Raw genomic sequence first — 25,921 nt, 5'->3', positions numbered from 1 at the left:
GATCGAAAAAAGCTTACCGCGCAAGCGCCGTGCCCATCGCGGGCGTGGCGAGCGGCGCCCGCATCCGGGCCACCAGCGGGTAGTGGTCGGACGCGTGCCGCGCCCGCGCGCTGCGGTGCACGACCACGTCGACCAGCAGCTCGCCCGGATGGATCCAGATCCGGTCCAGCGAGAACACCGGCCATACGGTCGGGAACGTGCGCGGCGCAGGCGCGCGCCGGAACCGCGTGACGAGCGCCTGCAGCGCACGGCCGCGCACGAACCATTCGTTGATGTCGCCGAGCAGGATCACCGGCATCGCGCCCGTGTCGAACGCCGCGAGCAGCCGCTGCACCTGGGCGCTGCGCTCGCCGGCCGACAGCCCGAGGTGGGTTGCGACCACGCGGATCGTGCCGGCGCCGCAGTCGATGTCGGCATCGAGCGCGCCGCGCGGCTCGCGCGGGTGGAACGACAGGTCGAGCGTGCGCGCCGCGCGGATCGGGCAGCGCGACAGCACCGCGTTGCCGTAGCGGCGCTCCGGCGTGTCGATCGTCGGCCCGGCCGCCGCGTGCATGCCGGTCGCGTCGCGCAGGTGCGCGAGCACGTCCGGCGCACGCGTGCCGCCGAGCGGCACTTCCTGCAGCGCGATCACGTCCGCGTCGAGTTCGTCGATCACCGCCGCGATCCGGTCGGCCGCGCGCGCCGACCATACGCCGGCCCCGCCGCGGATGTTGTAGGTCGCGATGCGCAGGTCGCGCCCGCCCGGCGCGGCGGCGGGCGCCGCGTCGGCGGTGACGACGTGCGGCGGCGGGGCCGCGTGTGTGCTCAGCGCCATCGTCGCAGCACCCTCACGAGCAGGATCGACACGCCGACGAGCACGAGGCCGATCGCCGCGAGCCACGCGAATGCACCGGGCCCCGGATGGCTGAGCGCGGCGGTCAACTGGTGCGCGAACGTAACGGTCAGCACGATGCCGGGCAGCATCCCGAGCGCGGTGCCGATCAGGAAGTCGCGCAGCCCGATGTGCGACGCGCCGGCGACGAGGTTCACGACGGTGAACGGGGCGATCGGCAGCAGCCGCAGCACGGCCATCGCGACCACGCCGCGTCGGCCGATGTGCTCGCTCAGCCGGTTCGCGCGCGGGCCGGCGAGCCGGCGCACCGCGTCGCGCCCGAGCCAGCGGCCGAGCGCGTAGGTCGCGGCGGCGGCCGCCATCGAGCCGATGCCCGCATATGCGAAGCCCGGCCAGGCGCCGAACACGAGCCCCGTCGCGGCGATCAGCAGCGTGATCGGCACCGCGAAGGTCGCCGCGACCACGTAGGCCGCGAGCAGCAGCGCCGGCGCGGCCGGCAGCCGCGCGATGCCGGCCAGCGCGTGCGACAGCGACGCGACGTTCAGGTGCTCGCCCAGCGGCGTGAAGCGCCACGCGAGCGCCAGCGCGGCGATGGCGAGCACGATCGCCCCGAGCACGAAAAAGCGCGCGGTGAGCGAGCGATGCTGCTCGTGCGGCACGAATTCGCGGACGAACCGGTCCGGCTCGATCGGCTGCTCGGGGTCGAGCCGGGCGCTGACCGGCACGAGCGCCTCGAATTGCGGCGACACGGCCGGGTCGAGCGTGCGCAGCGTGCGGCCCGGCTTCGCGCGCAGCCGGTCGAGGACGACGTTCGGCCGCTCCCCGCACGCGAACGCGTCGGCCACCGCATCGGGCGTCGTGCCGAGATGCTCGGCCAGCAGCCGCTCGCGCATGCGGGCGATCGCGCCGCGAATGCGTGCGTCGCCGGCCGCGACGAGCGCGATGCAGCATTCGGTATCGAGCAGCATCGAGCGGTTGTTCAGGTTCGCGCTGCCGATCACGATGCATTCGTCGTCGACGATCGCGACCTTGCTGTGCACGTTCACGCACGCGTCGCCGAGCCCGTCGACGTGCGGATACAGCAGCCGGTAGCGGTCGAAGCGGTCGGCCGCCGCGAGCGTCGCGTGCAGCCGCGCGCGCAGCACGCCCATCGTCGCTTCCTGCAGCCAGCCGCTCTGCACGCGCGGGGCGACGACCGTCACGTCCGGCCCGTGCGCGTCGGCGAGTCGGGCGGACAACGCTTCGCGCACCACCGCCGCGGTGAAGTACTGGTTTTCGACATAGAGGTGCCGCTGCGCGGCGCGGATCGCGTCCTCGACGAGCGCGCGCACCTGCAGTACCGGCTCGCGGCCGCCGTGGCGCGGCGCCGTATAGGCGATGCCGAGCCGCACGTCGCGCACGTCGACGCGCGCGTCGGGCGGCCACGGATCCTCGTCGTCCGCCCGGTCGAGATGGCGCCGCGCGCGGATCGCGATCGGGCGCCCGCATGCCTGCAGCCAGCGAGCCCGCGCCTGTTCGCCGATCGCGGCGGCGGCGTCGCCGTCGAACATCGCGTGCACGTCGTGGAACGGCCCGTACGGCATGCCGTGCTCGTCGCGGCGGCGCGGGTCGTCGGCCGCATGCGCGGGCGTGTCCCAGCGGGCGCGCGTCAGATCGAGGCCGCCGACGAACGCGAGCCGGTCGTCGATCACGACCAGCTTCTGGTGATGCGACGCGCCGCGCGGGTGCGCATCGTCGAGCCGGAACCGGATGCCGCGATGCGCGCGCCAGCCGGCCCGATACACGGGCGGCCAGTCGCGCTCCAGCGCGTAGATCATCGCGAAGTCCCACGCGAGTACGTAGATGCGCAGGTTGTGGCGGGCGGACGCGAGCGCGTGCAGGAAGGCCGCGAGCGTGTCGGGCAACGTGTCGTCGGCGCCGCCCGGCGCGAGCCGCATCCGGCTGTCGACGTCCCAGCCGACGATGAACACCGTATGGCGCGCGCGCAGCAGCGCGGCGCGCAATGTCGAGAAGTACGCGTCGCCGTCGACCAGCATCGCGAAGCGGTCCGCGCCGCGGATCGTGTCGCAATTGCGCCCGCGTTCGAGCAGGCCGTGCCGCGGCGTCCCGTGCGCCGGCGCGGCGTCGAGCAGGCGGTCGTCGGCGTGGGTCGCGCGATCCGGCACGATCATCGGGCGCCGACGTCCCGGTCGCCGTCGATCCGCTGCAACAGCGCATCGCAGCGCGCGCGCAGCGCCTGCAGTTCCGGCGAATGCGCATCGAGCCGCACGCGTTCGCCGCTGTGCGGATCGCCGCGCGCGACCGCGATTTCGTAGATCTCCTGCGCGATCGTCGCCGACGCTTGCGCGATCCTGATCCGGTCGAGCCAGTCGCATTCGGCGTGCCGGCACGCGAGCCACGCGCGCAACGCGCCGACCAGCTGGCTGGTCGTGAGCCACGCGCCGCCGCGCATGCGCGCGGCCAGCTGGCTCGTCACGAGGTAGGAGAGCAGGTCGGTCTGGGTCACACGAAACTCCTTGACGAGGTGTCGGGTTGACAGGTCCGTACGCACGCGATGTTTTGCAGCGTCTCGCAAATTGCCGCGAATTCCGGTCCGCTGGTGCGCGAGAACGACACGGAGATGTCGTCGGTGTCCGGATCGTCGTCCGACTGCTGGACGATGAATCGTTTCACGCGCACGCGGCCGGGGCCGAGCGCTTCGTGCAGCGTGCCGAGCGTCAGGCCGCCGCGCTCGGCCACGAGCAGCAGCGTGCGCTGCTGGCGCTGCGCGATGAAGCGGCGCTCGAGCGGCTTCACGCCCGCGAGGATCACGAGCACGATCGCGGTTGCACCGATCGACGCAACCACCATGCCGCCTCCCGCGGCGAGCCCGACGCCGGCCACGGCCCACAGGCTCGCGGCCGTCGTCAGCCCGCGCACCATTTCGCCGCGCAGCAGGATCGAGCCCGCGCCCAGAAAGCCGATGCCGGACACCACCTGCGCGGCGACCCGCGACGGATCGAGCACGACGCCGTTTTGCCCGCGCACGTCCTCGAAGCCGAACGTCGACACCAGCATCACGAGCGCGGAGCCCACGCACACGAGCATGTGCGTGCGCAGCCCTGCGGCCCAGTTCAGGCGCTCGCGTTCGAGCCCGATCACGCTGCCGAGCAGCGCGGCCAGCAGCAGGCGTCCCAGTAGTTCGAGGTGGCCGATCATGATGTGCATCCCTTCCGGCCCTGCACGATGCGGGCCCGGTAACGGTTCGATGCGGAAAAGGGACGCAAGCAGCGTGCCGGCCGGGCACGCCGCGTGCGCACGAGGCCGACGGCGTGCGCGGCGCCCAGGCGGCGCGCATTTTTTGCATCGCCATCGCAGATAAGACAGGAGGCCACCGTGGCACATCAAGAGGACGCACAGGTTCGGGACCCGTATCGCGGTCACGAAATCCTCGTATGGGCGCGACCCAACGAGCGAGGCGCATGGCGCGACGAGGTCCAGGTGTACGTCGCCGGCGAGCGCATCGAACTGCTTGTACCGGAGGCCGCCGGCCCCGAATGGCTGACCGAGGTCGAGGCGCTGCGCGCGGGCGTCGAGCGCGGCCGCTATCTGATCGACAAGCGCGTGGACGACGACTGACCGGTATGGCGCTTGCAACGCCGTGTGCCGCGACGGCACTCCGCCGCACCCCCGTGAACCCATGCCGGCCCGCGCCGGGAGGAACCGATGAGCGATCCGCGTACTCTGCATATCTACCGCTACGACCCCGACCGCGACGCGCGGCCGTACCTGCAGCGCTACGAGATCGACGTGGACCCGGCCGACCGCATGCTGCTCGACGTGCTCGGCCGCGTGAAGCGCGACGACGAGACGCTCGCGTACCGGCGCTCGTGCCGCGAGGGGATCTGCGGCTCGGACGCGATGAACATCAACGGCAAGAACGGCCTCGCGTGCCTGACCAACATGCAGACGCTGCCGCGCGAGATCGTGCTGCGGCCGTTGCCGGGGCTGCCGGTGGTGCGCGACCTGATCGTCGACATGACCGACTTCTTCAATCAGTACCACTCGATCCGGCCATACCTGATCAACGACACGACGCCGCCCGCACGCGAGCGGCTGCAGTCGCCGGAAGAGCGCGACCAGCTCGACGGGTTGTACGAATGCATCCTGTGCGCATGCTGTTCGACGTCGTGTCCGAGCTACTGGTGGAACCCGGACAAGTTCGTGGGGCCGGCCGGGCTGCTGCAGGCGTACCGCTTCATCGCCGATTCACGCGATCTGGCGACCGCCGAGCGGCTCGACGATCTCGAGGATCCGTACCGGCTGTTCCGTTGCCGGACGATCATGAACTGCACGGACGTGTGCCCGAAGGGGCTGAACCCGACGAAGGCGATTTCGGAGATCCGGACGATGCTGGTCAGGCGGACGGTGTAGCGGTTACGGCCGCGCGGCCACCTCGTCGAGGTGCCACAGCAGGTCCGCCGGATCGTCGTACACGCGCAACGCGCCCGCGCGTTCCAGTTCGTCGCTGCCGTAGCCGCCCGAGAGCAGGCCGACGCCGAGCGCGCGGCAGCGGGCGGCGGCGAGCATGTCCCAGATGCTGTCGCCGACCACCACCGTATGCTCGATCGGCACGTTCAGCTTCGCGGCGGCGGTCAGGAACAGGTCCGGGTCCGGCTTCGCGTACTTCACCTGATCGCGCGTGACGACCACGTTCTTCGCCGGATCGACGCCGAGCGCCTCGAGATTGATCGCCGCGGTTTCCATCCGCCCGCTGGTCGCGATCGCCCAGCGAATGCCCGCGTTCGACAGCGCGGCCAGCAGTTCGCGCGCGCCCGGCAGCGGCCGGACCTGCGCGCGCAGCCGCTGGTACGCGGCCGCATGCAGCCGGGCGAGCCGCTCGACGCGCTCGGCGTCGATGTCGCCGGCCGTCTCGCGCAGCAGCTGATTCAGGAACAGGCCGCCGCTCATCCCGATCTTGCGGTGGATGCGCCACACCGACAGTTCGATGCCTTCGGCATCGAGCGCTTCCTTCCACGCGAGCACGTGCTGATAGACGCTGTCGACGAGCGTGCCGTCGAGGTCGAACAGAAATGACGTTTCAATGCGCATGTGAATCTCCTGGCCCGATGGCGTTCGGGCAAATCAAATCGTCGGCAAAACCCGATTCGTCACATTATCGGCGCGCGGCCGTGTCACCGCCATGTCCCGCGTCGCACGCACCGCGCCCGGCGGCAGCGTGCCGAACGGCGCTGGTACAATCGCGCCGATGCGCCGGGCGGGCCGCCCGCGCGCGCCCAACCTTCGCCGAATTCCCGTATGGCAACCCCCGACGCCGTCAGTTCCGAACAATCGTGGTGGGGCGTGCTGGCCCTGGCACTCGCCGCCTTCATCTTCAATACCACCGAATTCGTGCCCGTCGCGCTGTTGAGCGCGATCGGCGACAGTCTGCAGATGCAGCCGACCGCGGTCGGCCTGATGCTGACGATCTACGCGTGGGCCGTTGCCGTCGTATCGCTGCCGCTGACGTTCGTCACGCGTCACGTCGAGCGCCGCAAGCTATTGAGCGTGGCGCTGCTGGTGTTCGTCGGCAGCCATGTCGTGACCGGCGTCGCGTGGAATTTCACGGTGCTGATGATCGGCCGGCTCGGCATCGCGTGCGCGCATGCGGTGTTCTGGTCGATTTCGGTCCCGCTCGCCGTGCGGCTCGCACCGAGCGACCGCAAGAGCCGTGCGCTCAGCCTGCTCGCGATGGGCTCGGCGATCGCGATGGTGGCCGGGATTCCGCTCGGCCGCGTGATCGGCGAGGCGTTCGGCTGGCGCGTCACGTTCCTGATCATCGCGGGCGCGGCGGGCGTCGCGTTGCTGTTGCTGCGCGCCACGTTGCCGTTGCTGCCGAGCCAGGGCGCCGGGTCGCTGAGCAGCATCGGCGTGTTCCTGCGCAAGCCGGCGCTGGTCGCGCTGTACGCGATCACCGTGCTCGTCGTGTCCGCGCATTTCACGTCGTACACGTACATCGAACCGTTCGTGCAGAGCGTCAACCATGCGAGCAGCAGCCGGATCACGTACGTGCTGATCCTGTTCGGCGTCGCCGGCCTGCCGGCCGCGATCTGCTTCAATCGGATCTATCCGCACCGGCCCGACGATTTCCTGCTGGCGTCGATCGTCGCGCTGTCGGGCTGCCTGCTGATCCTGTTCCCGAGCGCGCTGAACATCGTCACGCTGTCCGTGCACACACTGGTGTGGGGCGGCGCGATCGTCTGTTTCGGGCTGGCGATGCAGGCATGGGTGCTGAAGCTGGCGCCCGAGGCGACCGACCTGGCCGTATCGATCTACTCCGGGCTGTACAACGTCGGCATCGGCGCCGGCGCATTGCTCGGCAACCATATCGCGGGCGACTTCGGGCTGCCGTGGATCGGCACCTTCGGCGGCGTGGTCGGCGCGTTCGCGGCCGGGATCGCGTGGCTCGCGTTGCGGCTGCATGCGCGGCGGGGAGTGGCTTAAGGCCTCTTCCCGCTGATTGCGGGCTTGCGCTGGCCATCAGGGCCCGCTGCTGCATCCCGAATCGTCAATGCGACCCGTCGTGCCGGATCCCCGCCGCATCGAGCTGACGAAGTTTCGTGTACAGCGTCGTGCGTGAAATGCCGAGTTGCCGCGCGGCCGCCGACACATTGCCGTCGTGCTCGTCGAGCGCCCGGCGGATCGCATCGAGCGACTGTTCGTGCAGGCTCGCCTGCGGACCGGCGGCTGGCGCCATGTTGCATACGTCGGCGGCTTGTTCGAGCACATCGGCCTGACGCGCGGCCGTCGCCCGGTCGAGCGGCGCACGTACGGTGCGCACCCATACGTGGCTACCATCGTCGCGCGCGATCCGCTGCGGCGTGCGCGCCGGTGTCAGCAAACGGCGCTGCTGCGCGGGCGTCGCGCCGGGAAACAGTTGGCGGAGATCGCATGGCCCGAGCGGCCCTTCCGGCGCGAGATCGAGTATCCGGCGCGCCAGCCGGCTCACCGCGCGCACGCGGCCCGCTTCGTCGAGCGCAATGACGCCCGCGAGCGGCGTGCCGAGCCAGCGTGCGTCATGCTGCACCTGCAGCAGATGGCAGTCGCGCAGCATCGCATAGAGCCGCTGCTCGGCGGACAGCGACGCGTGCCGGAATTGCTCGCGCAGCTGCGCGACGTTGCGCCGGCCGATGCCGGTGATATCCAGTGCACCGATCACTTCGCCGTCGAAGCCGACCAGCGGCACCGCGAGACAGAACACCCGCGAAAACTCGTCGAGATAGTGCTGCGCGCCCGCGACGACGGTTTCGGCGCCGTCGTGAATCACGCAGCTCGGGGCGGTCGTTCCGATGTTCGGTTCGACGATCCGGCGTCCGGCGACGATCGGCGTGAGCAGCGCGTCGTCGCATTGCGGGCTGCGCCGCGCATGGACGATCGTGCCGTGCGGATTGACGCACATGATCGTCCATTCGCTGCCGCCGAATGCGGCCCACAGCGGCTCGATTTCCTGCGCGACGCAGCGGGTCAGCCGCCGGTCCGCGCGCGATTCGTCGAGTTCGCGCTGCATTTCATAGCGGGCGGTTTGCCAGGGCCGGAGCCCGGCGTCGCGCGAACGCAGCCACGAGCGCGCGACGCTGGCCGGCAACGCCGTGTCCGGCAGCGGCTCGCCCGCGGCGAAGCGGGCGCGGAGCCGGTCGAGGTCGACCGGCCGTGAAACGGATTCGGGGGCTGGGTTCACGCTGCGCTCCAGTTGGGTCGAGGTCCGGGCCGGGTGTGCCGGCCGGGCGTGTCGCGCGAATGCGTAATATAGCCCGGTGCCTGAAGCGGGGTATTTTTCCGGGAAGGGCGCCGCCGCGTGCGGCCGATCTGCATCGGCGGCCGGCGGCGCCCGTTGCGTTCAATGCGGCAAACGCAGGATCGGCTTGAGCGTGCTCCCGTCGCTGCTGTCCGCCGCCGCCTGGTTGATCTGGTCGAGCGGATAGAACTTCACCAGCCGGTCGAACGGAAACCGCCCTTGCAGGTGCAGTTGCACGAGCTGCGGGATGAACGTCTGCGGCACGCTGTCGCCTTCGACGATGCCGCGGATCGTGTGGCCGCCGAGCAGCAGGCTGTTCACGTCGAATTCGGCCTTCGTGCCGAGCTTCGGCGCGCCCACCACGCCCATCGTGCCGCGCGAGCCGAGCGCTTCGATTCCTTGCGACAGCACGGCCGGCAGCCCGGTCGATTCGAGCGCGAAATCGGCGCCGCCGCCGGTGATCTCGCGGATCGCGTCGACGACGTCGACTTCCCGGCTGTTGATCGCGTGTGTCGCGCCGAGCTCGAGCGCCAGCGCGAGCCGCGACGGCACGATGTCGACGGCGATGATCGTCGTCGCGCCCGCGATGCGCGCGGCCATCACGGCGCTCATGCCGACCGCGCCCGCGCCGAAGCTCGCGAAGCTGCTGCCCGGGCGCACCGCGAGCGAATGGATCACCGCGCCCGCGCCGGTCTGGATCCCGCAGCCGAGCGGGCCGAGCAGTTCGAGCGGCGCTTCCTTCGGCACCTTGATCGCGTTGTTCTCGCGCGCGAGCGCGTAGCTCGCGAACGACGACTGCGCGAAGAAATGATCGTGCAGCGGTTGCCCGGCTTCGTCCCGGATCGCGGTCTGCCCGTCGGCATCGGCGCCGCCGAAATTCAGCGCGAAGAACTGCCGGCAATACGCGCCGTGACCGCCGACGCACGACGCGCAGTGGCCGCACGCGCCGTAGGTCAGCACGACGTGATCGCCCGCGGCGAGCGTCTTCACGTTCGGGCCGACCGCCTCGACCACGCCGGCGCCTTCGTGACCGAGCACGGCCGGCAGCGGTACCGGATAGTACTGGTCGCGCACGATCAGGTCGGTGTGGCACAAGCCGGTCGCGACGACGCGCACCAGCACCTCGTCGCCGCGCGGCGCGCGGATCCGGGCCGCCTCGATCGAGAAGGGCGCGCCGGCGGTGCGCGCGACGGCCGCGGTGACGGCGCGTGTATCGTGTTCGGTGTACATGGTCGGTCTCCTCGTCAAATCGGATAGAGCGGCGCTTCGCCCTTGATCGTCAGCCACTGCCACTGCGTGAATTCTTCCCAGTTTGCCGCACCGCCGATGCTCGAGCCATTGCCCGACGCGCCGACGCCGCCGAACGGGTTGATCGCCTCGTCGTTGACGGTCTGGTCGTTGATGTGCAGCAGCCCGGTGTTCAAGCGCTCGCCGATCCGCAGTGCGCGGCCGACGTCGGCCGACAGGATCGCCATCGACAGCCCGTATTCGGTCCGGTTCGCGAGCGCGATCGCGTCTTCGTCGGTATCGAACGGCACGACGACTGCCACCGGCCCGAAGATTTCCTCGTCGAAGGCCGGATTGCCCGGCGCGACGCCGCTCAGTACCGTCGGCTCGAAGAACAGGCCGCGATGGCCGCCGCCCGTCTCGACGCGTGCGCCCGCGCGGCGCGCCGCGTCGACCAGGTTCGCGGCATGGTCGCGTTGCGCGGCGTTGATCAGCGGGCCGAGGCCCACGTCGCCGGCGGCGGGGTCGCCGACGCGCAGGCTTTGGGCCTTCTCGACGAGCTTCGCGACGAAGCGATCGTGAATCGCGCGCTGCACGAGCACGCGGCCGGTCGCCATGCAGATCTGGCCTTGGTGCAGGTACGCGCCCCATGCGGTGTTGGCGATCGCGCGGTCGAGATCGGCATCGTCGAGCACGATCAGCGAGTTCTTGCCGCCGAGTTCGAGCGACACCTTCTTCAGGTGGCGGCCCGCCGCTTCGCCGACCTTGCGCCCGGCCGCGGTGGAGCCGGTGAACTGGATCATCGCGACGTGCGGATCGGCGACCAGCGTCGCGCCGGCCGCGCCGTCGCCGGGCAGCACGTGCAGCACGCCTTCGGGCAAGCCGGCGAGCTCGAACACGCGCGCGATCGCGACGCCGCCGCACACGGCGGTGCGCGGATCGGGCTTCAGCACGACCGCGTTGCCGAGCGCGAGCGCGGGTGCCACCGCGCGCATCGCGAGGTACAGCGGGAAGTTGAACGGCGAAATCACGCCGACCACACCGCGCGGGCGGCGGCGCGCGAGCGACAGCCGGCCGGCTGCGGACGGGAGCACTTCGCCGGCTGCGCGTGATGGCAGGCTGGCTGCTTCGTGGAGCGCCTTGATCGTGACCGAGGTTTCGAACGCCGCCTTCGCGCGCGTCGAGCCGCTTTCGCGCACGAGCCAGTCGACGATCGCGTCGAAGTGCGTTTGCGCGACCGCTGCGGCGCGGCGCAGGACCGCTGCGCGCTCGTCGTAGGGGAGGGCGAACCATGCGGGCTGGGTGCGGTGTGCGGTGGCTGATGCTTCGGCGACGGCCGCGCCGTCGGCGAGGCCGACGCGGCCGAGCGTGTTGCCAGTCGCCGGTTCGATCACGTCGGCCGCGTGCGGGCTCGCGTGCCAGCTTCCGTTGAAGATCTTGCCGCGCCAGACGTCGGTGTCGAACAGTGCGGGGTTGCTGCTGCTATCCATGTGCGCTCCTGGGGAATTCGGATCGGCCGGGTCGGGGGTGTTGGTTGGCTTGGGCGTCGACCGGCATGCGCGGGAGGGTAGGCGGGGGTGGAGAAGCGGGGCTATCCGGGTTTCTTCCCACGCGCGAGGGGCGCGTGGATTGGGAGGTGTTTGCGATTCTGTGTGCGGAAACTGAACAGTTGCTGTGGGAGGCTTTGCCGCATGCCGTCGGATGACACGCAGATATCGTTGTGCGGTACCGCCTATGCTGCGTCCGAAGGCTCGGCGCGCTGATGCGCCGAGACGGACGTTCGCTCTTCATGCTTCTCGGGAGCGGCAGTTACCGAACTGAAGCGGACGCCGAAAGCCTCGCCATATCGACGACAGCTATCAAAGGTACAACCGCCATCCGTCCTGAGAGGCGGCTGACACCTTCGCGACCTGAGGCAGCCACTCGGCATCCAAAATATCAAGAGAAAGTCGGCGGTCGCACTGTCGCGTTGTCCATCAGGTGAGTACGCAGATGATAGCTACGCCATAAGCTCTTGCGCTCGCGCAACAAGCAGTTCTACACGAGCATTGATAAACTCATCGTAGCTCTTATTCTCCGTATCAGCGGGACAGTACGCGCTCGCAAGATACTCCGACTTTTTCTCCGGATCGAGCCGTGCCAAATACTCCGACGGGGCTTTCGCACGAATTGTATTGTTGTCGGCGCGCGTAAGGAAGCAAATGTTGGCCAAAACATTTATGCTTCGCTCGTCAGCACCCAATGTCTGCAAATATTTTTGCGGGAAAATATGGTGGAATTCGTGTTTGCTGGCTTTTTTTAAGACCTTATCTGGATCAACTTTAGCACCACTCAGAAACGAATACGCATTATCAGAACTCAACAGCAGAATTAAAACGCGCGAGTTTGCGTTGGCCGTCGAAAAAGTATCCTTGGCAAAATCTATTTTAAGCTCAGTTCGCGGCAATTTGAATCTGTGATCCTCGTCATCCGCAAGTTTTTTCATTTCCACAATATCCAGCGCCTGGCGTTCATTGACGTCAGCAGAAAAGCGCCGACTGAAAAGAGATCGCCAAAACCATCGAAGTAGCATATGCTTCTGCTTTTCCGTATAATTAAGACCTTCAACCTTTTCGGTCGCAAAGAAAACGCTTAACGGAACTAAGATGCCGGGAAACGGGAGCATCTTATAATGCTTCACGTTTGCCTCTCTACTCAAAAAATCCAGCGCGCCCAAAATCCCTCGCTCGATGATCGGAAACTTTGCTCGGATCTCTTCGCCGTTCAGTTCCAGAATTCGCTTTGGAGTGGTCTCTCCGCTGATGACTCCGGCACAGATTCTGAGCTGTAGATCACGGTCATCGCCGAGGTCATCAAATCCGTGGTCCGCAATAGCATCTTGAAGAGTGGAGAATTTTTCTACAAGATCGAATTCTTCAGACCAACTCCATGCAGAAAGTAGTTCGAAAACGTTAAGATCAGTTCCCGCGCGATTGATTCGTTCGAAAACGATCGCAACCTTGTTTCGATCGTCTGATTCGAATACTTCGTTTGGAACCAAATACTCTTTAAATCGCGCCTGCAAATCATCCAGACGTTCAAGCTTTTCATCTGAAAACGTACTTGTAGCCTTCCGGTATGCTACGGTGTCAAACAATGTCTTGACAGGAAAATGTCGATTGGCATCGACCTCTGCCGTTTCAAGCGCAACGAACAGTGATTCTTGCACTGTCTCTTGTGCAAGCATATCGAAATAAACGTCAACCCATTCGTCACTTTCTGGCTCTAAATCAGTCTGGAAAACGCTAAAAAGACTCGTTAATCGTTGCTGGCCATCAAGAACGTAGTTGACCGGATAATCTTTCTGCGGCTCGGGTAACGTGAAGTAACCCATGCGTTTTTCGGCCTTCAGGCGCGTATCTGTTTTCCACAAAATAATGGTGCCAATTGGAAATCCCTTATAAATGCTATCCAACAAGAAAGCAACTTGATCCGGCTCCCACACAAAATTTCTTTGGAATGCAGGTATGCGAATATCGCCAGACGAAATTCGATCTATCAGCTTTCTAATTGTGAGTGCATCACTCATAAGGTTCACCTTTCCCGAAAATTCGACGAATTATGCGTTATGTCCGGCGTCCGCGGCCCAGCGCGACAAGCTGGGGCACTGAATTCGCTACATCATAAACGCTTGTAAGCTTTTCCGTAAATCTTTCCGCTTCCACTTCCGTTTCCGCTTCCGCTTCCGGTTCGGCGGCGGCAATTCTTGCGTCGTTGGCAACAACCCTACAGGAAGGACCGGTTATCAATGATGGTCCAGGACCGACCTACATGGTCAGCTTGCGAAAGTCCGCTGTGTAGGCCAAGGCGACATTTGACCGTCCGCGTGAGAGCAGACGGCCGTAGATGGCGGATAGCTGCCGTCGACATTCTGATGAACAATCAAGATCGGCGACGGAGACCAATACCTGCCTTTCCACTTCCTTTCCGTCGTTCTCGGAAACCGAAGAAACCGAACGCCGGCGCGTCCCGCGCCACCGCTTTCTCCTCAGGAAAACCCTGACCGACTCCGGCCAGCCGCCGATTTCAGCCAATTTTCCCGCTGCAGAAAGCAACCGCGTCGCACCCCAGCCCACGCAATATCCCGCACCCGCCCGACCACGCTCCAGCAACCCTCCCAGCCCGCATATCTAGCTAAATCAGGTATGGTGCGACGCAATATTCCCCATCATGATCCAGATTTCCATACCCACCAGGTATCAAAAATCCCGACCAAAAGTATTGGACGCTCCATTTCCCCGCCGCGTATAAATCCCTCCCATGAACTCCCCCCACGCAGCGCACCCCATGTCCTCCGCCACCATCGAACGCATCGAAACCCGCCTCGTCGACCTGCCGACGATCCGCCCGCACAAGCTGTCGGTGGCCACCATGCACGGCCAGACGCTGATGCTCGTGAAGGTGTTCTGCAGCGACGGCGTGGCCGGTATCGGCGAAGGGACGACGATCGCCGGGATGGCCTACGGCCCGGAAAGCCCGGAAGCGATGAAGCTCGCGATCGACGCGTACCTCGCACCCGCGATCGTCGGCAAGGATGCGACGCGCGTCCAGACGCTCATGGCGTTCGTCGGCAAGCTCGCGAAGGTCAACCACTTCGCGAAGAGCGCGCTCGAAACCGCGCTGCTCGACGCGCACGGCAAGCGGCTCGGTGTGCCCGTCAGTGAACTGCTCGGCGGGCGCCGCCGGGATCGCCTGCCGGTTGCATGGACGCTCGCGTCGGGCGATACGTCCAGCGACATCGCGGAAGCCGAGCGGATGCTCGACCTGCGCCGCCACAACGTATTCAAGCTGAAGATCGGCGCGAAGGCGCCGAAAACGGATATCCGCCACGTGGCCGAGATCAAGAAGGCGCTCGGCGATCGCGCGTCGGTGCGCGTCGACGTGAACATGGCGTGGAGCGAAACGCAGGCCGCCCGCGCGATTCCGGCGCTGGCCGATGCGGGCTGCGAGCTGGTCGAGCAGCCGGTGGCTTCCGCCGCGGCGCTGGCGCGCCTGATGCGCCGCTTCCCCGTCGCGCTGATGGCCGATGAAATCCTGCAGGGCCCCGACAGCGCATTCGACATCGCGAAGCATCACGGCGCGGACGTGTTCGCGATCAAGATCGAACAGAGCGGCGGACTCTTCGCCGCGCAGCGCGTGGCCGCGATCGCGGACGCGGCCGGCATCGAACTGTACGGCGGCACGATGCTCGAAGGTGCGTTCAGCACGGTGGCGTCCGCGCACCTGTTCGCGAGTGTCGCGAACCTGCAGTGGGGCACCGAGCTGTTCGGGCCACTGCTGATCACCGAGGAAATCCTGACGCAGCCGCTGGATTACAGCGACTTCGAACTGACCGTGCCGGACGGCCCCGGTCTCGGCATCGCGCTCGACGAGGACAAGGTCAGGCGCTTCACCCGCGACGGGCTGACGAAAGTCGTGCGGTAATCGAGTCAGGCAAAGACCGTCATTCCCCCAAATACACGTGGAGACAGCATCATGAGCGTCAAAGTTTTCGATACCAAGGAAGTGCAGGACCTGCTGAAGGCCGCGTCGAACGCGGGCGCGAACGGCACGAAGGGCGACGCACGTACGCAGCAGATCGTGCTGCGCCTGCTCGGCGACCTGTTCAAGGCGATCGACGATCTCGACATCACGCCCGACGAAGTGTGGGCCGGCGTGAACTACCTGAACAAGCTTGGTCAGGATGGCGAAGCGGCGCTGCTCGCCGCCGGCCTCGGTCTCGAGAAATATCTCGACATCCGGATGGACGCCGAGGACGAAGCGATCGGCCTGAACGGCGGCACGCCGCGCACGATCGAAGGGCCGCTGTACGTGGCCGGCGCACCGGTGCGCGAAGGCGTCGCGAAGATCGACCTCGACGCGGACGACGGCGCGGGCCCGCTCGTGATCCACGGCACGGTCACGGGCCTCGACGGCAAGCCGGTGGCCGGCGCGCTGGTCGAGTGCTGGCACGCGAACTCGCACGGTTTCTACTCGCACTTCGACCCGACCGGCGCGCAGAGCGATTTCAATCTGCGCGGCGCGGTGAGGACGGGCGCGGACGGCAAATACGAATTCCGCACGCTGATGCCGGTCGGCTACGGCTGCCCGCCGCAGGGCGCGACGCAGCAACTGCTGAACCGCCTCGGCCGTCACGGCAACCGTCCCGCGCACGTGCACTTCTTCGTCGACGGTCCCGATCACCGCAAGCTGACGACGCAGTTCAACATCGACGGCGATCCGCTGATCTGGGACGACTTCGCGTATGCGACGCGCGAGGAGCTGATTCCACCCGTGGTCGCCAGGACCGGTGGCACGGCGCTCGGCATGAAGGCCGACGCGTACCAGGACATCGAGTTCAACGTCGTGCTGACGCCGCTGGTGCAAGGCCAGGACAACCAGATCGTCGAACGCCCGCGGGCTACCGCCGCGGCATAACCGCCGGCGGCACGGCGACGCGCCTGCGCCGCCGCTGCCGGCCGGTCCCCCGAGATTCAACCGATACCGATGCGAGCGTGCTTGCAGGACGCGGCACGCGCATGGGAGGAGCCATCATGTCCGCCACGATCGACCACACCGACACACTGGATCACCTGCTCGACACCGCCGTGCAGGATGACAAGGAGGCCGGCATCTTCCGCTGCCGCCGCGACATCTTCACGAACGCGGAACTGTACGAGCTCGAGATGAAGCACATCTTCGAGGGCAACTGGGTGTACCTGGCGCACGAAAGCCAGATTCCGGACAACAACGATTACTACACGACGTGGATCGGCCGCCAGCCGATCGTCATCACGCGCGACAAGACCGGCGAGCTGCATGCGGTCATCAACGCATGTGCGCACAAGGGCGCGATGCTGTGCCGCCGCAAGCACGGCAACAAGGGCAGCTTCACGTGCCCGTTCCACGGCTGGACCTTCTCGAACACCGGCAAGCTGCTGAAGGTGAAGGACGAGAAGACGACCGAGTACCCGGTGCAGTTCAACACGCACGGCTCGCACGACCTGAAGCAGGTCGCGCGCTTCGCGAACTATCGCGGCTTCCTGTTCGGTAGCCTCAACGCCGACGTGCTGCCGCTCGAGGACTACCTCGGCGAAGCGCGCGTGATCATCGACCAGATCGTCGACCAGGCGCCGAACGGGCTCGAAGTGCTGCGCGGCAACTCGTCCTACATCTACGAAGGCAACTGGAAGATGCAGATGGAGAATGGCTGCGACGGCTATCACGTCAGCACGGTGCACTGGAACTATGCGGCGACGATGGGCCGCCGCAAGGAAGACGGCACCAAGGCGGTCGACGCGAACAGCTGGAGCAAGTCGGTCGCGGGCGTGTACGGCTTCGATCACGGCCACATCCTGCTGTGGACCCGCACGATGAATCCGGAAGTGCGGCCCGTGTACCAGCACCGCGACGAAATCCGTGCGCGCGTCGGCGACGTGCAGGCCGACTTCATCGTGAACCAGACGCGCAATCTGTGCGTGTACCCGAACGTGTTCCTGATGGACCAGTTCAGCACGCAGATTCGCGTGGTGCGGCCGCTCGGCGTCGACAGGACCGAGGTCACGATCTTCTGTTTCGCGCCGAAGGGCGAGAGTGAAGCGGATCGCACGACACGGATTCGCCAGTACGAGGATTTCTTCAACGTGACCGGCATGGGCACGGCCGACGATCTCGAGGAGTTCCGCGCGTGCCAGGCCGGCTATGCGGGCATCACGGCGATGTGGAACGACCTGTCGCGCGGCGCGCCGCTGTGGATCGACGGGCCGGACGAGAACGCGAGAAAGATGGGGCTGAATCCGCGTATTTCGGGTGAGCGCAGCGAGGACGAAGGGCTGTTCGTGTGCCAGCACGAACACTGGGTGCACGTGATGCGCGATGCGCTGAAGAAGGAACGCGGGGAGGTGGCGGCATGAGCTTCGATTACCGGACGATTTGCGCGACGCTGTATCGCGAAGCGCGCCTGCTCGACGATCGCGAGTGGGACGAATGGCTGACCTGCTACACCGAGGACGTCACGTACTGGATGCCCGCGTGGGACGACGACGACCGTCCGACCGACGACCCGGCCAGCCAGATCTCGCTGATGTACTACGCGGATCGCGGCGGCCTCGAGGATCGCGTGTTCCGGATCAAGACCGAGCGCAGCGGCGCGTCGACGCCCGAGCCGCGCACCTGCCACAACGTGACGAACGTCGAGGTGCTGGCCGAACGCGACGGCGAGGTGGACGTGCGCTACAACTTTCACACGCTGAACCACCGTTACCGCGTGACCGATCACTTCTTCGGCACGATGTTCGTCACGTTGCGCAAGGTGAACGACGCGCTGCTGATCTCGCACAAGAAGATCGTGCTGAAGAACGATTACATCCGGCAGGTGCTCGACGTGTATCACGTCTGACGCCGATTGTTTCGACAGGAAGGAAAGGGAGGCGACGCCATGTCCACCTACAACATTGCACTGAATTTCGATGACGGGGTGACCCGCTTCATCGATTGCAAGGCCGGCGAGAAGGTGCTCGACGCGGCCTTTCGCGCGAAGATCAACCTTCCGATGGATTGTTCCGACGGCGTGTGCGGCACCTGCAAGTGCCGCGCCGAAAGCGGCCGCTACGACCTCGGCGACGATTACATCGGCGACGCGCTCACCGAGGACGAAAAGGCGGGCGGCCTCGTACTGACGTGCCAGATGGTGCCGCAAAGCGATTGCGTGATCGCGGTGCCGACGTCGTCGGTCGCCTGCAAGACCGGGCAGAGCAGCTTTGCCGCGACGGTCACGAAGGTCCAGCAGCACAACGATGCGGCCGTCGTGCTCGAACTCGACGTCGGCGCGGGTGCGCCGGTGTTCCTGCCGGGCCAGTACGTGAACATCGACGTGCCGGGCAGCGGTCAGCACCGCTCGTATTCGTTCTCGTCCGCGCCGGGCGACGCGAAGGTCGGCTTCCTGATCAAGAAGATTCCCGGCGGCGTGATGAGCACGTGGCTCGAATCGGCGCGGCCGGGCGACACGCTCGACCTGCACGGGCCGCTCGGCAGCTTCTACCTGCGCGACGTCGCGCGGCCGCTGCTGTTCCTCGCTGGCGGCACGGGTCTCGCGCCGTTCCTGTCGATGCTCGACGTGCTCGCGCGCAGCGGGTCGCGGCAGAAGGTGCACCTGGTATACGGCGTCACGCGCGATCTCGATCTCGTGCTGGTCGACGCGATCGAAGCGCTTGCGGCGAAACTGCCGAACTTCAGCTTCGCGACGGTCGTCGCGGACGCCGCGTCGAGCCATCCGCGCAAGGGCTGGGTCACGCAGCACATCCCGGCCGACGCGCTGAACGATGGCGACGTCGACGTGTATCTGTGCGGGCCGCCGCCGATGGTCGATGCGGTGCGCCAGTACTTCGACGACGCAGGCGTGAAGCCGAACAGCTTCCACTACGAGAAGTTCACCCCCAACGTCACGGCAAAGGCGGCATGACCATGCAACGATTCTCCGGCAAGGTCGTCGTCGTCACCGGCGCGGCGCAGGGCATCGGCCGCGGTGTCGCGCTGCGCGCGGCGGCCGAGGGCGGCAAGGTGCTGTTCGTCGATCGCGCGGAGTTCGTGGCCGAGGTGGCCGCGCAAGCGCCGGGCGGCGACACGGCGGGCTTCGTCGCTGATCTCGAGACGTACGACGGCGCGCATGCGGCGATCGCGTGCGCGGTGCAGGCCTTCGGCGGCATCGACATCCTGATCAACGGCGTCGGCGGCGCGATCCGCATGCGGCCGTTCGCCGAGTTCGAGCCGGCGCAGATCGACGCGGAAATCCGCCGCTCGCTGATGCCGACGCTCTATACGTGTCATGCCGTGCTGCCGCACCTGATCGCACGCGGCGGCGGCACGATCGTCAACATCTCGTCGAACGCGACGCGCGGCATTCGCCGCGTGCCGTACTCCGCGGCGAAGGGCGGCGTGAACGCGTTGACGTCGGCGCTCGCGATGGAATACGCGGAACACAACATCCGCGTCGTCGCCACCGCGCCGGGGGGCACCAGCGCGCCGCCGCGCCGCGTGCCGCGCAATGCGGCCGGCGATACCGAGCAGGAGCAGGCGTGGATGGGCGAGGCCGTGCGGCAGGTGACCGAATCGACGTACTTCAAGCGCTACGGCAGCCTCGACGAACAGATCGCGCCGATCCTGTTCCTCGCGTCGGACGAGGCGAGCTATATCACCGGTACGGTGCTGCCGGTCGCGGGTGGGGATACGGGTTGACGGGCGCGCCTGCCGATTTGCTTGCTGCACAGGTGCACGCGCCGCGGCCGGGCGCACGGCGACCATCACATAACCGGCCGGCGCGGCAAGCGCGGCCACGGAGACACTCATGAGCAAACGCGAAGCGATCATCCCGGCCGGCATGGAAGTCGTGTACGAAAAAATCGGCTATGCGCCGGCGATCAAGGTCGGCGATACCGTTTACGTGTCCGGCCAGATCGGCCGCGACGCGGCGATGCAGCTGGTCGAGGACCGCGAAGCCCAGATCGTGCAGGCGTTCGAGAACCTCAGGCGCGTGCTGGAGGCCGGCGGCGCGTCGCTCGACGACGTGGTCGACCTCACGACCTTCCATACCGACATGCGCGACCTGCCGTTGTTCATGCAGGTGCGCGACCGCTATTTCCATGCGCATCCGCGGCCGGCGTGGACCGCGATCGGCGCGCACATGCTCGGCGGCTCGCCCGGCTATATCGTGGAGATCAAGGCGGTGGCGGTGCTGCGGGCCTAGTCGCGGCGGCACGACGCCCGCGCCGGGGTAAAACCGGGTCGGCGGCCAGCCCGTATGCATGTATCCGATGAAGGCCGCGTACAACGGCTCGGGGTCGATCAGGGACGCGGCGAACTATTCGTGCAAGTGACGGCCGGGGCGCGCTGCGGCGTGTCGCGATGGCCGGTGCACGTCGATGACGGGCGGCCTCGGCACGGGCCGCTCGCGCCGCATCAAGCGAGCCGGAATTTCTTGCGCAGGCTCGAATCGACGGGCCCGGCCGGCATGAAGCGCCGCAGCTTGCTCAGGAGCGAGGCTTCGCCCCGCGGCGTGCGCCGCATGCGCCACGCGCCGAGCGCGGCTTCGACGATGGTATCGGCCACGCCGCCGGGGGGCGGGGCAGCTTTGACGCTGTCGACGACGGCGCGTGCGGCGAGCGCGCGTTCGCGGCCGTAATCGTCGATTCGTGCGCCGGTCTGCGGCGCATTGACGTCGAGGTTGGTCCGCGTAAACGACGGTTCGACCAGCGTCGCACGAATGCCGAACTGGCGCACCTCGTGATCCAGCGTTTCGGTCAATCCCTCGAGCGCATGCTTGGACGCCGCATAGAGGCCCATGTACGGCGCCGGCAGGAATCCGAGCACCGAGCTGACGTTGACGATGCGTCCGCCGCGTCGTGCGCGCATGTGCGGCAGCACCGCTTGCGCCGTGCGCAGGATGCTGAACACGTTGGTGTCGAACAAAGCGGCCGCTTCGATCACCGACGTTTCCTCCACCGCGCCGATCAGGCTCGTTCCCGCATTGTTGACGAGCACGTCGATCCGTGCGGCGCGATCGATGATCGTTTGGATTCCGGATCGAACGGACGCATCGTCACGCACGTCCATCTCGATCAACTCGACGCCGGCGACGGGTGCGGTGCCGGCAATGCTGCGTACGGTGCCGAACACCCGGCACCCGCGCCGGGCAAACTGCTCCGCGCTCGCGCACCCGATACCCGACGACACGCCGGTCACGACGACGACGGTGGAATTCGACATGGCTGCTTCCTTCGATACGGTGAATGGGGGAGTGTCAATCGCGGGCATCGAGCGCGGGCTGAAGCGCGCGCTCGCCCGGCGATGCCGGTTCATGCCGGCCGTGATGCGAGCCGGCGGCATGGCCCGGCCTGATCCTGAACCAGATCGCGTACATGGCCGGCAGGAACACCAGCGTCAGCACCGTGCCGGCGAACGTGCCGCCGATCAGCGTGTACGCGAGCGTTCCCCAGAACACCGAATGGGTCAGCGGAATGAACGCGAGCACCGCCGCCATGGCCGTCAGGATCACCGGGCGCGCACGCTGCACGGTCGCTTCGACGACCGCATGGAACGGATCCAGTCCCGCCTGTTCGTTCTGGTGAATCTGCCCGATCAGGATCAGCGTGTTGCGCATCAGGATGCCGGACAGTGCAACGAGCCCGACCAACGCGTTGATGCCGAACGGTTGCCGGAACAGAATCAGTGTCGGCACCACGCCGATCAATCCCAACGGGCTCGTCAGAAACACCATCACCATCGCGGAAATCGAGCGCACCTGGAAGATGATGATGATCAGCGTCACCGCCAGCATGATCGGGAACAGCGGCGCCATGGCCGTCGTCGCCTTGGCCGATTCCTCGATCGAGCCCGCCTGTTCGATGCGGTAGCCGCCCGGCAGCGTGTCCATGATCGGCTGAAGCTGCCTGGTGATGGCCGTCGAGACGTCCGGCGGCTGCAAGCCGTCGGCGATGTCGCCCTGTACCGTGATCGTCGGCACGCGGTCGCGCCAGCGCATGATCGGCTCCTCCATCCGCACGTCGACCTTGCCGACCTGCGATAGCGGAACCCGCTGCCCGTTCGCGCCGGCCAGCGTGAAGTCGCCGAGCCGCGCCGGATCGAGCCGCGCATCGCCGCCCGAACGCGCGATCACCTGCACGGTGCGGATATCCTCGCGCACCTCGGTCACGGGTACGCCGGTGAGCAGGAACTGCAGTTGCTGTGCGACGGCGCTCGAGGTCAGCCCCACCGCCTGCAGTCGGTCCTGCTGCAACGTGAAGTGCAGCGTCGGCGCGCGCGTGCCCCAGTCGGCGTTGACCGTGCGCATCATCGGGCTGCGGTTCATCACGCGTTCGATGGCGGCCGCGATGCCGCGCAGCTTGTCCGGATCGGGGCCCGTGATCCGATAGGCCACCGGGAACGGCGAGTACGGGCCGAACACGAGTTGCGTCACGCGCACGCGCGCTTCGGGCGCCAGGCCGTCCGCGATCGCGCGCCGCAGTCGTGCCTTCAGCGCATCGCGTGCGTCCTGGCTGTCCGTGCGAATCACGATCTTCGCGAACGACGGATCGGGCAGCTCGGGCCCCATCGCCAGATAGAAACGCGGCGCGCCTTGTCCGACGTACGCGGTGACGATCTCGGCCTCCTTCTGTTTGGCGAGCCACGCTTCCACCTTTTTCGTCGCGGCGCTCGTTTGCGAGATGGAGGTGCCATACGGCATCTGCACCTCGACGAGCACTTCGGGGCGATCGGAGATCGGAAAGAACTGTTTCTTGACGATCGCCATGCCGAGAATGGCGAGCACGAACAGGCCGACGACCGACCCGGCAACCAGCCATTTACGTGCGATCACGCGCGTCAGCAACCGACGGAAGCGGTTGTAGCGGGGCGTGTCGTAGATCGCGTCGTGCCCGCCTTCGACCTTCCTGAAGTCGGGCAGCATCTTCACGCCGAGATAGGGCGTGAAGACCACCGCGACGACCCACGATGCGATCAGCGCGATCCCGACGATCCAGAACATGTTGCTGGTGTATTCGCCGGCACTGGATCGCGCGAAACCGTTGGGCATGAAACCGACCGCGGTCACCAGCGTGCCGGCCAGCATCGGCGCGGCCGTATGGCTCCACGCATAGGCCGACGCCGCCACGCGGCCGTAGCCTTCCTCCATCTTCACGACCATCATTTCGATCGCGATGATCGCGTCGTCGACCAGCAGCCCGAGCGCGAGGATCAGCGAGCCGAGCGTGATGCGGTCGAAGTTCTTGCCCGTGGCGGCCATGACCACGAACACGATGGCCAGCGTCAGCGGCACGGCCGCGGCGACGACGAGGCCGACGCGCCAGCCCATGCTGACGAAGCTCACCAGCATCACCACCAGCAGCGCGGCGAAGAACTTGATCATGAATTCGTCGACCGCGGAGCTGATGTTGACCGCCTGATCGGTGACCTTGGTCAGACTCATGCCGAGCGGCAGCTCGCGATTGATCGCGCCGACTTCGCCGTCCAGTGCCCGACCGAGGTCGAGCCCGTTCCAGCCGTCGCGCATCACGACGCCGAGCAGCAGCGCCGGTTCGCCGTTGTTGCGGATCATGAAGGTCGCCGGATCTTCATAGCCGCGCTCGACGGTGGCGATGTCGGACAGCTTCAGCGTGCGGCCCTGCACGACGATCGGCGTGTCGCGAATCGTCTGCAGCTTGTCGAACGCGCCGTCCAGGCGGATGAAGATCTCCGGCCCGCGGGTCTCGACGGAGCCGGCCGGCGTCAGCGCGTTCTGGCCGTTGAGTGCCGCGAATACTTCCTGCGGGCTCACGCCGAGCGTCGCGAGCCGGTCGTGCGACAGCTGCACGTAGATGCGCTCGGCCTGCTCGCCGATGATGTTGATCTTCTTCACGCCCGCCACGTGCAGCAGCCGCTGGCGCAGCGTTTCGGCATCGCGCACCAGCAGCCGCTGCGGTTCGCCCTTGGCCTTCAACGCGAAGAGCGCGAAGGTGACGTCCGCGTATTCGTCGTTGACCATCGGCCCGATCACGCCCGACGGAAGATTGTTCGCCTCGTCGCCGATCTTTTTCCGTGCCTGATAGAACTGCTCCTGCACTTCCGACGGCGGGGTGCCGTCGAGCAGCGTCAACGTCGTGAACGCGAGGCCGGGCCGCGTATAGGTTTCGCTCCGGTCGTACCAGCGCAGCTCCTGCAGGCGCTTTTCGATCTTTTCGGCGACCTGGTCGTGCACTTCCTGCGCGGTGGCGCCCGGCCATGCGGTGACGATGGTCATCACCTTGACCGTGAATGCCGGGTCTTCCGCGCGGCCCAGCTTGAAGAACGACACGAGCCCGGCCAGCGAGATCAGGCAGATCAGGAACAGCGTGATCGCGCGCTCGCGCACGGCGAGCGCCGACAGATTGAATCGGCCTTCGCTCACGATCGTGCTCCTTCGCTCGCGATCTTGGCGGCCTGCGCCGATACACGGACCGGCTGGCCGTCGTGCAGCAATTGCGCGCCCAGCGCGACGACGCGCTCGCCCGGCTTCAGTGTGCCGGACACGCGCGCGCTGTCGTCGTCGAGATGCTCGACCTTGACGGGCCGCCACGCCACCTTGGCCGGTTCGCCGGCGACGACCCAGACACCGGGCCCGTTGCCCGCGTCCAGCAGCGCGCCGATCGGCACCTGCATGCCGCCTTGCGGCGCCGCGTGCGCGTCGTCCAGTATGCGGATCGTGACGGTCGCGCCCAGCGGGGCATCGGCCAGCGCGCCCTGCAGCACGTAGCGCGCTTCGAAGGTCCGCGTCCTGGCGTCGGCGGTGTCGGAAAGCTGGCGCAGCGTCGCGGGGACGCTGACGTCCGGCTTGCCGAACAGCCCGGCCTGCGCGACCGAGCCGAGCGTCGGGCGCAGGGTTTCGGGCAACGCGATCACGGCCTCGCGGCTGCCGGCGTGCGCGAGCCGCACCACGGGCTGGCCCGCGCTGACGACCTGACCGGGCTCCGCGAGCGTTTCCATCACCACGCCGTCGCCGTCCGCGACGAGTTGCGCATAGCCGGTCGCATTGCGCGCGACGTCGGCGTCGGCTTCGGCGGCGCTGAGCTGGGCTTTCGCGGCATCGGCGGCCGCCTTGACCTGGTCGTAGGCGGATGCCGATATCGCGCCGCTGCCGCGCAGGTCGCGGTAGCGGGCTTCGTCCTCGGCGGTCTGTCGCGCCCGGGCCCGTGCGGCGGCGACTGCCTCGTCGCGCGCGCGCGCCGCGAGCTTCAGGTCGATCGGGTCGAGCCGCATCAGCGGTTGGCCGCGCCGGACCGTTTGCCCGGTATCGACGAGCCGCTCCAGCACCTTGCCGGATACCCGGAACCCGAGATCGCTCTGCACGCGCGCGGCGACGGTTCCGGTGAACGAGCGCGACGCGGGAGCGGCCGTCTGCACGAGGGCGGTACGCACGAGCGGCGCCTCCGTGCGCGGATCCGAAGGCGTTTTTCCGCTGCAGGCGGCTAACGCGAGGGGCAGTGCGCAAGTGACTGCGAAGAAAGCGAGGCGATGCCGAACCATGAAAGACCCAGTGACGAAGT

General features: G+C 67.0%; 22 protein-coding genes. 10 read left to right on the top strand and 12 right to left on the bottom strand.

What is annotated here, in order from left to right; genetic code table 11:
* Positions 1–13: 13 nt before the first annotated feature.
* Genes CFB46_RS30485 through CFB46_RS30470 form a run of 4 tightly spaced genes read right to left on the bottom strand, consistent with a single transcriptional unit; the run spans position 14 to position 4,030 of the window.
* Positions 14–814 (bottom strand): endonuclease/exonuclease/phosphatase family protein, encoded by an 801-nt coding sequence (locus CFB46_RS30485; RefSeq protein ID WP_027785983.1) that lies wholly within the window; start codon positions 812–814, stop codon positions 14–16.
* A complete protein-coding gene (locus CFB46_RS30480) occupies positions 805–3,003 on the bottom strand; it encodes a VTT domain-containing protein (protein WP_027785982.1) in 2,199 nt (732 codons plus the stop codon). The genes CFB46_RS30485 and CFB46_RS30480 overlap by 10 nt, the downstream gene beginning before the upstream one ends.
* Positions 3,000–3,338 carry a hypothetical protein gene (locus tag CFB46_RS30475; protein WP_089502425.1) on the bottom strand — a complete coding sequence of 113 codons (339 nt, stop codon included), beginning with the start codon at positions 3,336–3,338 and terminating at the stop codon, positions 3,000–3,002. The genes CFB46_RS30480 and CFB46_RS30475 overlap by 4 nt, the downstream gene beginning before the upstream one ends.
* A complete protein-coding gene (locus CFB46_RS30470) occupies positions 3,335–4,030 on the bottom strand; it encodes an MgtC/SapB family protein (protein WP_027785980.1) in 696 nt (231 codons plus the stop codon). Before CFB46_RS30470 ends, CFB46_RS30475 begins: the two co-directional genes overlap by 4 nt.
* Before the next feature lie 177 nt (positions 4,031–4,207).
* Between CFB46_RS30470 and CFB46_RS30465 the strand changes: the two genes are divergently transcribed.
* Complete coding sequence (locus tag CFB46_RS30465; protein WP_027785979.1) at positions 4,208–4,450, top strand: DUF6566 family protein; 243 nt, start codon at positions 4,208–4,210, stop codon at positions 4,448–4,450.
* Between the two features lie 87 nt (positions 4,451–4,537).
* Positions 4,538–5,245 carry a succinate dehydrogenase/fumarate reductase iron-sulfur subunit gene (locus CFB46_RS30460; protein ID WP_027785978.1) on the top strand — a complete coding sequence of 236 codons (708 nt, stop codon included), beginning with the start codon at positions 4,538–4,540 and terminating at the stop codon, positions 5,243–5,245.
* Between the two features lie 3 nt (positions 5,246–5,248).
* Here the strand turns inward: CFB46_RS30460 and CFB46_RS30455 are convergent, their stop codons facing one another.
* Positions 5,249–5,923: an HAD family hydrolase gene (locus CFB46_RS30455; RefSeq protein WP_027785977.1), complete on the bottom strand. Its 675-nt coding sequence runs from the start codon at positions 5,921–5,923 to the stop codon at positions 5,249–5,251.
* A 207-nt stretch (positions 5,924–6,130) separates the two neighbouring features.
* Between CFB46_RS30455 and CFB46_RS30450 the strand changes: the two genes are divergently transcribed.
* Positions 6,131–7,315, top strand: coding sequence for a sugar transporter (locus tag CFB46_RS30450; protein ID WP_027785976.1), 1,185 nt, complete (start codon positions 6,131–6,133; stop codon positions 7,313–7,315).
* Between the two features lie 64 nt (positions 7,316–7,379).
* On the opposite strand, the gene CFB46_RS30445 is transcribed toward CFB46_RS30450, so the two are convergent.
* The 4 genes from CFB46_RS30445 to CFB46_RS30430 form a co-directional block, all read right to left on the bottom strand.
* The gene (locus CFB46_RS30445) at positions 7,380–8,549 is read right to left on the bottom strand and encodes a helix-turn-helix domain-containing protein (RefSeq protein ID WP_230469153.1); all 1,170 of its coding nucleotides are present in this window, start codon (positions 8,547–8,549) and stop codon (positions 7,380–7,382) included.
* Positions 8,550–8,708: 159 nt separating this feature from the next.
* Positions 8,709–9,836: an NAD(P)-dependent alcohol dehydrogenase gene (locus tag CFB46_RS30440; protein ID WP_027785974.1), complete on the bottom strand. Its 1,128-nt coding sequence runs from the start codon at positions 9,834–9,836 to the stop codon at positions 8,709–8,711.
* A 14-nt stretch (positions 9,837–9,850) separates the two neighbouring features.
* Positions 9,851–11,323: a benzaldehyde dehydrogenase gene (locus tag CFB46_RS30435; protein ID WP_027785973.1), complete on the bottom strand. Its 1,473-nt coding sequence runs from the start codon at positions 11,321–11,323 to the stop codon at positions 9,851–9,853.
* A gap of 509 nt (positions 11,324–11,832) precedes the next feature.
* Entirely contained in the window at positions 11,833–13,401 is a 1,569-nt protein-coding gene (locus tag CFB46_RS30430; protein ID WP_080681401.1) for a DUF262 domain-containing protein, read from the bottom strand.
* 758 nt (positions 13,402–14,159) lie between these two features.
* On the opposite strand from CFB46_RS30430, the gene CFB46_RS30425 reads away from it, so the two are divergent.
* From CFB46_RS30425 to CFB46_RS30395, 7 genes are all read left to right on the top strand, one after another.
* On the top strand, positions 14,160–15,296 hold the full coding sequence (locus CFB46_RS30425) for a muconate/chloromuconate family cycloisomerase (protein WP_027785972.1): 1,137 nt from the start codon (positions 14,160–14,162) through the stop codon (positions 15,294–15,296).
* A 51-nt stretch (positions 15,297–15,347) separates the two neighbouring features.
* Positions 15,348–16,289, top strand: coding sequence for a catechol 1,2-dioxygenase (gene catA, locus CFB46_RS30420; protein WP_027785971.1), 942 nt, complete (start codon positions 15,348–15,350; stop codon positions 16,287–16,289).
* 116 nt (positions 16,290–16,405) lie between these two features.
* The gene (locus CFB46_RS30415; protein ID WP_027785970.1) at positions 16,406–17,764 is read left to right on the top strand and encodes a Rieske 2Fe-2S domain-containing protein; all 1,359 of its coding nucleotides are present in this window, start codon (positions 16,406–16,408) and stop codon (positions 17,762–17,764) included.
* Positions 17,761–18,249, top strand: coding sequence for a benzoate 1,2-dioxygenase small subunit (gene benB, locus CFB46_RS30410; RefSeq protein WP_027785969.1), 489 nt, complete (start codon positions 17,761–17,763; stop codon positions 18,247–18,249). The genes CFB46_RS30415 and benB overlap by 4 nt, the downstream gene beginning before the upstream one ends.
* A gap of 39 nt (positions 18,250–18,288) precedes the next feature.
* The gene (benC, locus tag CFB46_RS30405) at positions 18,289–19,311 is read left to right on the top strand and encodes a benzoate 1,2-dioxygenase electron transfer component BenC (RefSeq protein ID WP_027785968.1); all 1,023 of its coding nucleotides are present in this window, start codon (positions 18,289–18,291) and stop codon (positions 19,309–19,311) included.
* Positions 19,308–20,084 (top strand): 1,6-dihydroxycyclohexa-2,4-diene-1-carboxylate dehydrogenase, encoded by a 777-nt coding sequence (locus CFB46_RS30400; protein WP_027785967.1) that lies wholly within the window; start codon positions 19,308–19,310, stop codon positions 20,082–20,084. The genes benC and CFB46_RS30400 overlap by 4 nt, the downstream gene beginning before the upstream one ends.
* 109 nt (positions 20,085–20,193) lie before the next feature.
* Positions 20,194–20,592 (top strand): RidA family protein, encoded by a 399-nt coding sequence (locus CFB46_RS30395; protein WP_027785966.1) that lies wholly within the window; start codon positions 20,194–20,196, stop codon positions 20,590–20,592.
* 212 nt (positions 20,593–20,804) lie between these two features.
* On the opposite strand, the gene CFB46_RS30390 is transcribed toward CFB46_RS30395, so the two are convergent.
* Genes CFB46_RS30390 through CFB46_RS30380 form a run of 3 tightly spaced genes read right to left on the bottom strand, consistent with a single transcriptional unit; the run spans position 20,805 to position 25,901 of the window.
* On the bottom strand, positions 20,805–21,611 hold the full coding sequence (locus CFB46_RS30390; protein ID WP_027785965.1) for an oxidoreductase: 807 nt from the start codon (positions 21,609–21,611) through the stop codon (positions 20,805–20,807).
* Between the two features lie 34 nt (positions 21,612–21,645).
* On the bottom strand, positions 21,646–24,786 hold the full coding sequence (locus CFB46_RS30385) for an efflux RND transporter permease subunit (RefSeq protein WP_027785964.1): 3,141 nt from the start codon (positions 24,784–24,786) through the stop codon (positions 21,646–21,648).
* On the bottom strand, positions 24,783–25,901 hold the full coding sequence (locus CFB46_RS30380) for an efflux RND transporter periplasmic adaptor subunit (protein ID WP_027785963.1): 1,119 nt from the start codon (positions 25,899–25,901) through the stop codon (positions 24,783–24,785). Before CFB46_RS30380 ends, CFB46_RS30385 begins: the two co-directional genes overlap by 4 nt.
* Positions 25,902–25,921: the final 20 nt, after the last annotated feature.

The organism is Burkholderia sp. HI2761 (assembly GCF_002223355.1).
Classification (GTDB): domain Bacteria; phylum Pseudomonadota; class Gammaproteobacteria; order Burkholderiales; family Burkholderiaceae; genus Burkholderia.
The sequence above is the reverse complement of the archived record's forward strand: the minus strand, read 5'-3'. Positions and strand labels throughout refer to the sequence as shown.